Source organism: Kitasatospora sp. NPDC059722 (genome assembly GCF_042733235.1).
GTDB lineage: Bacteria > Actinomycetota > Actinomycetes > Streptomycetales > Streptomycetaceae > Kitasatospora.
The window spans coordinates 70408-77059 of sequence record NZ_JBHWGD010000017.1 but is presented as its reverse complement, the minus strand read 5'-3'; the positions used below and the strand labels follow the sequence as shown (position 1 = coordinate 77059).

General features: G+C 72.5%; 4 protein-coding genes. 2 read left to right on the top strand and 2 right to left on the bottom strand.

Features of this window, described 5'->3' with window-relative positions:
• The first annotated feature begins 395 nt into the window (after window positions 1–395).
• Entirely contained in the window at window positions 396–2951 is a 2556-nt protein-coding gene (locus ACFV4F_RS14145; protein ID WP_380502348.1) for a collagenase, read from the top strand.
• Between the two features lie 288 nt (window positions 2952–3239).
• On the opposite strand, the gene ACFV4F_RS14140 is transcribed toward ACFV4F_RS14145, so the two are convergent.
• Window positions 3240–4616 (bottom strand): ALF repeat-containing protein, encoded by a 1377-nt coding sequence (locus ACFV4F_RS14140; protein ID WP_380502346.1) that lies wholly within the window; start codon window positions 4614–4616, stop codon window positions 3240–3242.
• Window positions 4617–4785: 169 nt separating this feature from the next.
• The gene (locus tag ACFV4F_RS14135; RefSeq protein WP_380502344.1) at window positions 4786–6090 is read right to left on the bottom strand and encodes an ALF repeat-containing protein; all 1305 of its coding nucleotides are present in this window, start codon (window positions 6088–6090) and stop codon (window positions 4786–4788) included.
• A gap of 122 nt (window positions 6091–6212) precedes the next feature.
• Here ACFV4F_RS14135 and ACFV4F_RS14130 point away from each other — a divergent pair, with 122 nt between their 5' ends.
• A complete protein-coding gene (locus ACFV4F_RS14130) occupies window positions 6213–6509 on the top strand; it encodes a hypothetical protein (protein WP_380441306.1) in 297 nt (98 codons plus the stop codon).
• The last annotated feature ends 143 nt before the right edge of the window (window positions 6510–6652 follow it).

The window sequence follows — 6652 nt, the reverse complement described above, 5'->3', positions numbered from 1 at the left end:
CCCTGGCTATAGACCCCCCCCCCCCCCCCGGGCGCCCCCGGGGTATACACTTCCGCTGGAGCCTCTGGCCGTCTGACGGCGGCACCCCCCGCGGCCGGGTTCCGCACCTGGCGGGCCACCAGGACTCTCGGCGGCCCGGAGTCCGCCACACTGCCAAGCCTCACGAACCTGCCAAGCCTCACGAACCTGCCAAGCCTCACGAACCCGCCAGGGCGCTCGCCCCCGAGGACCACCCCCCAAGGCAGTGCCATGTCACACCCTTGCGGTGGCATATAACCTGTGACATTGTTCTGACCCTGAATCCGGTGACAGGTTGTCGTCAAGGTCCCCCTCCCTCACGCCTCGTGGCTGACGCTCCGTTACTCATCTCCCCCACTCAGGACAAGGACACCGCAGTGCGTCTGCGCCAATCCCTTCCCCTTCTGGTGGCCGGTGCCCTCGCCGGCTCCGCGTTCATGCTGCCGACCCCCGCCCTCGCCTCGCCCGCGGCGGCTCCCGTGAAGGCCGCCGCGCCGGCCGCGCCCGCGCCGTTCGGGGCCGAGATAGCCTCCCCGGCGTCCGAGGCGATAGGACGCACGGCCGCCCCGCTGGCGGCCGACCGGCTCGGGCAGGCCCTGCAGCCGGCCGGGACGGCCGTGCAGAGCGGCCCGTCCACGGGCGCCAAGCAGCCCGCTCCCGCCCCCGTGAAGCACGCGTTCGCCGCCGCCAAGTCCGGTGCGGACGTGGCCGGTTGCACGCCGGCCGACTTCGGCTCCCGCAGTGGCGCCGACCTGGTCTCCTTCGTCCAGGGCTCGACCACGGACTGCGTCAACACGCTGTTCAACGTCACCGGGACCGACGCCGGGAACGTCTTCAAGCAGTCCCAGATGCTCACCGTCGCCGCCGCCTTCCAGGCCCAGGCCGCGCACTACACCGGCGACAACTCCACCGGCATCCTGCAGCTCGTGCTGTTCCTGCGGGCCGGCTTCTACGTCCAGTCCAACAACGCCTCCGCCGTCGGCCCCTACGACGCCTCGCTCACCGCCGCCGTCAAGGCCGGCCTCGACGCGTTCTTCGCCGGCGCGCGCTGGCACGACGTCACCGACGCCAACGGCCTCGTGCTCTACGACGTGCTGGTCCTCACCGACAGCGCCAACATCCAGGCCCGCTACCTGAACGTCTACAAGCAGGTCCTGAACGGCTACGACAACGGCTACAACGCCTTCCCGAAGATGGTGAAGGCCGTCAACGCCGTCCTGTTCGCACCGCTGTGGCGGGCCAACTGGAACCCCGACTACGTCAGCGCGGTCGCCGCCGACCCGAGCGTGATCACGGCCCTCGCGAACTTCGCACAGAACCACAAGGACCTGCTCGGCACCGCCAACCAGTTCCTCGACGTCAACGCCGGCAACGACCTCGCCCGCACCGCCGGCGACGGCGGCTCCGTCGCCGCGTTCACCCGGCCCCTGGTCAAGCAGGTCCTCGACACCACCCCGGTCACCGGCAGCACCGGCCCGCTGTACGTGTACACCGCGTACAACGCCAACCAGTACGACGGCGCGCAGTGCTCCTCCTACGGCACCTGCGACCTGCCCGGCAAGCTCACCGCCGCCGTCCTGCCCAATACGCTGGTGTGCGACAACCGCACCATCCGCGGCGAGGCCCTGTCCGCCGAGGACCTGGCCACCGTCTGCGCCAGCCTGCGCGGCGAGGACGGCTTCTTCCACACCATGGTCAAGGACAACGGCCCCGTCCCGAACCAGTACGGCAAGACCATCACCCTCGCCGTCTTCAAGAACCAGGCCGACTACCTCACCTACTCCTGGGCCATCTACAACAACTCCACCAACAACGGCGGCCAGACCGTCATGGACGTCACCGACCCCAACAACCAGCCGGTGTCGGTCATGTACCAGAAGTCGTGGAACGACGGCTTCCCCGCCAACGTGTGGAACCTCAACCACGAGTACACGCACTACCTCGACAACATCTACGACATGAAGGGCAACTTCGGCACCGAGATCTCCGTCCCGGACATCTGGTGGATCGAGGGCGTCGCCGAGTACGAGTCCTACAGCTACCGCGGCACCACCGACACCCAGGCGATGACCGAGGCCGCCGCGCACCGCTACAAGCTGAGCACCGTCTTCCAGAACACCTACGACAACTCGGACTCGGTGCGCACCTACCCGTGGGGCTACCTGGCGGTGCGCTACATGCTGGAGAAGCACCCCTCCGACGTGTACAACATGCTCGGCCACTTCCGCACCGGTGACTACCAGGGCGGCTACGCGGTCTACAACGGCCTCGGCACCTCCTACGACGCCGACTTCGACGCCTGGCTGAACGCCTGCGCCGCCGGCGCCTGCTACGCCGACGGCCCCACCGCCCTGTTCGGCCAGTCCGTCAACGGCGCCACCGTCACCCTGAACGACAAGTCCGTGGAGACCAACTCCCAGGCGAAGCTGGCCTCCTGGCACTGGACCTTCGGCGACGGCACCACCTCCGACCAGCAGAACCCGGTGCACACCTACGCCAACCCCGGCACCTACACGGTCGCCCTGACCGTCACCGACAGTGCCGGCAAGAGCGCCAGCACCCCGTCCTCCGTCACCGTCACCACCGGCGCCGGCACCACCCTGCCGACCTGCACCGACCCGCGCACCGACGCGCTCGGCCAGAACTGCTCGCGGCCCGGCCAGGCCCGCACCGCCGGCAGCCTCGACTACTTCTACGTCTACCTGCCGGCCGGCACCAGCACGCTGAAGGTCTCCACCTCCGGCGGCACCGGCAACGCCTCGCTCTACTACAACGCCGACACCTGGGCCTCCCCGAGCGCCTTCACCGCCTCCTCCACCGGGCCCGGCACCGCCCAGAGCCTCACCGTCACCAACCCGACGGCCGGCTACCGCTACATCAGCCTCTACGCCAACACCGACTTCAGCGGCGTGACGGTCAGCACCCAGTACTGACCCGCGCACCGCAACGGCGAAGGGGGGGGGGGGCCCCCCCGGGGGGCGCCCCCCCCGGGGGGGGGGCGGGGGGGGGGCGCGGGGGGGGGGGCGCGCGGGGGGGGGGGGGCGCGGGGGGGGGGGCCCCCCCCGGGGCGGCGGGGGGGGGCGGCCCCCCCCCCCCCCGCCCCCGGCCCCCCCCCCCGGGGGGGGGCGCCCCCCCCCCCCGGGGCCCCCCCCGCCCTGGTGTTGCCGGCGGTGTCAGCTCTCGGCGCTGTCAGCTCTCGGCGGTGTCAGCTCTCGGCGGTGTCAGCTCCCGGCGGAGCGGCGGCGGCGCGAGACCGCGACCAGCGCCGCACCCGCGGCAACGGCCGCGGCAGCGCCGCCGGCCTCCCAGCCGAGACCGTCCGTACCCGTGGCGGCCAGCTGGCCCGGGCGGGCGGAGGTGGCCGTGGCGGCGGTCCCGGCGGTGGTGGTGCCCGTGGCCGTACCGGTGGTGCCGGTGGTGCCGGTGGTGCCTGCGGTGCCGGTGGTGCCGGTGGTCGTGGTCACCGCGGCGGGCTGGACACCCTGGCCCTGGCCGGACTCCGGCTGCGCGGCCGGCTTCGCGTCCGGGGTGCGGTCCTGGGCCGGCTTGCGGGCGGCATCGGCCTCGTCCTGCGCGCGGGCCGTGAACTGGCCCTCCTTCAGGAACTTGACGACATCCGCGTAGGTGCCGCTCAGCGCCTTGCCGGCCGCCGCCTTCACGGCCGGCCCGCCCACGTCCATGATCTGCGAGAGCTTGACCCGGTCGTCGTCCTGACGGGCCTCGGCGTACCCGGTCTCCAGGAAGCGCCGCACGTCGGCGGCCGTGCCGTCGAGTGCCTTGCTGCCGGCCTCGCGCACACCGCGGCCGCAGTCCTTGTCGGCCATGAGGCGCAGCACCGCGACGCGGTCGTCCTCGGCCTGGGCCGTGGCCCAGCCCTTGGTGAGGAACGTGACGACGTCCGCGTCGGTCCCGTTCATCGCCTGGATCGCCGCCTCCTTGACCCCGCGGCCGGTGGCGGCCGACAGGATCTGGGCGACCTTCACCCGGTTGTCGTCCGCGCGCTGCCTGGGGAGTTCGACCTCCAGGAAGTGACGCACGGCGGCGGCGTCGCCCTTGAGGGCCTTCTCGCCGGCCTCGCGCACGCCTCGGCCGCACTCCTTGTCGGCGAGGATGGCCTGCACCTTGGCCCGGTCCTCGTCCTCGGCGCGGGCCGTGAACTGGCCCTCCTTCAGGAACTTGACGACGTCCGCGTAGGTGCCGTCCAGCGCCTTGCCGGCCGCCGCCTTCACGGCCGGCCCGCCCTCGGCCATGATCCGGCCGAGCATCACCCGGTCGTCGTCCGCGCGCTGCTTGGGAAGCTCGACCTCCAGGAAGTGGCGCAGCTCGGCCGCGCCGCCCTTGAGGGCCTTCCCCGCCGCGTCGCGCACGCCCCGGCCGGACTCCTTGTCCGCGAGGATGCGCTGGACCTCGGCGCGGTCGCGCTTCTCCTGGTCGCCCGCGTCCTGGTGCCCGGCGTCGTCCGGCTTGTCGGAGGCGGTGTCGGGTCCGGAGACGCCGGCCGGCTGCGGGCTGTCGGCGGCCGAGGCCGAGGACGGGAAGAGAACGGCGGGGGCCAGCACGGCAGCCGCGATCACGGCGGAGACCTTGGGCAGCTTCATCCAGCGAAACCTGATTCGTGCGGAGAGTTTGTGAACGGCCACAGCTTAGATCAACTCAAAGGTTTTCAATACCAAGTTTTTATCTGACTCGACGCCGTCCGGGAACGCCTCGCCCCCGGCGCCGGGGTGCGGCGGCCGGGGGCGCGGGTGTGCGGGGGTGCGGGGTGCGTCAGCTCTCGGTGGAGCGGCGGCGGCGCGAGACGGCGACGAGCGCAGCACCTGCGGCGACGGCCGCGGCGGCGCCGCCGGCCTCCCAGCCGAAGCCGTCCGCGCCGGTGGCAGCGAGCTGGCCGGGGCGGGCGGAGGCGGCCCCGGCGGCGGTGCCGGCAGCGGCGCCGGTGGCCGCGGTCACGGCGGCGGGCTGGACGCCCTGGCCCTGACCGGACTCCGGCTGCGCGACCGGCTTCTGATCCGGGGTCCGGTCCTGGGCGGGCTTGCCGGCGGCGTCGGCCTCGTCCTGGGCGCGGGCCTTGGCCCAGCCCTCCTTGAGGAAGTTCGCGATGTCGTCGTTGCTGCCGTCGAGCGCCTGGAGCGCGGCCTTCTTCACGGCCGGCCCGCCGGTCTCGACGATCTGCGAGACCTTGATCCGGTTGTCGCTCGCGCGTAGCTGCGGCAGCTCGACCTCAAGGAAGCGCCGCACGTCGGCGGCCGTGCCGTTGAGCGCCTTCTGCGCTCCCTCCTGCACGTGCCGGCCGTTGTTCTTGTCAGCGATGATGCGCAGCGTCTCGACGCGGTCGTCCTCGGCGCGGGCCGTGAACTGGCCCTCCTTGAGGAACTTGACGACGTCCGCGTCGGTGCCGTTGCGGAGCACAGCCTTGGCGGCGTCCCTGACGGCCCGGCCGGTGGCGACGGAGAGGATCTGGGCGACCTTCACCCGGTTGTCCGCCACCCGAGCCCCGGGGAGCTCGACGTCCAGGAAGTGCCGCACGGCGGCGGCGTCGCCCTTGAGGGCCTTCTCGCCGGCCTCGCGCACGCCGGCGCCGGTCTCCTTGTCGTCGAGGATGGCCTGCACCTTGGCCCGGTCCTCGTCCTCGGCGCGGGCCGTGAACTGGCCCTCCTTGAGGAACCTGACGACGTCCTCGGGGGTGCCGTTGCGGAGCACGTTCTTGGCGGCCTGCTTGAGCACGGGCCCGGCATTGTTGATGAGCTGGGCGACCCTCACCTGGTTGTCGATGGCCCGCTGCTCGGCGAGCTCGACCTCCAGGAAGCGGCGCAGCTCGGCGGCGCCGCCCTTGAGGGCCTTCTCGGCGGCCTCGCGCACGCCGACGCCGGATTCCTTGTCCGCGAGGATGCGCTGGACCTCGGCGCGGTCGCGCGTCTCCTGCTCGGTCATGTCGGGCTTGTCGGAGGCGGTGTCGGGCCCGGAGACGCCGGCCGGCTGCGGGCTGTCGGCGGCCGCAGCCGAGGACGGGAAGAGAACGGCGGGGGCCAGCACGGCAGCCGCGATCACGGCGGACACCTTGGGCAGCTTCATCCAGCGAAACCTGATTCGTGCGAAGAGTTTGTGAACGACGACAGCATAGATCGGTTTTTGCTATTGCCATACCAATCATTTACCCGACTGTCCCGTCCCACGGCGCCCCCTACGCTGACGCCATGGAGAAGAGCGAGCTGCTGGTCGACGTCCGGGATCACGACGTCGACTCACTGATGGACTTCCGCACGGCCCTCGTCGCCGTCAACCACGAGGCCCTGCACCACTGGCAGGGCCGCAGCCTGGACGCGCTCTGGGACATCATCGAGAACCGCGGGTTCTCCGACCTCCTCGACTCCCACGACGTCCTGGTCGTGCGCGCCCGGCGCAGCGCCTTCCTGTCGGAGGAGCATCCGGTGGGCCGGGTGCTGCTGGAGGTCTTCGCCGATGCGACGCACGCGCGGCTGGAGCTGTCCTGACGCACCGCCCGCGGGGGGGGGAGGGACGGGTGTGGGGGGGGGGGGGGCCCCCCCCCCGCCCCCGCGCGCGCGCCCGCCCCCCCGCGCCCGCCCCCGCCCCCCCCGGCCCGCCCCCCCCCCGGGCGCCGCCGCGCGGGGGGGGC

Coding starts and splice junctions, on each gene's coding strand:
- ACFV4F_RS14140 (WP_380502346.1), bottom strand. CDS start 4,616: ATGAAGCTGCCCAAGGTCTCCGCCGTGATCGCGGCTGCCGTGCTGGCC.
- ACFV4F_RS14135 (WP_380502344.1), bottom strand. CDS start 6,090: ATGAAGCTGCCCAAGGTGTCCGCCGTGATCGCGGCTGCCGTGCTGGCC.
- ACFV4F_RS14130 (WP_380441306.1), top strand. CDS start 6,213: ATGGAGAAGAGCGAGCTGCTGGTCGACGTCCGGGATCACGACGTCGAC.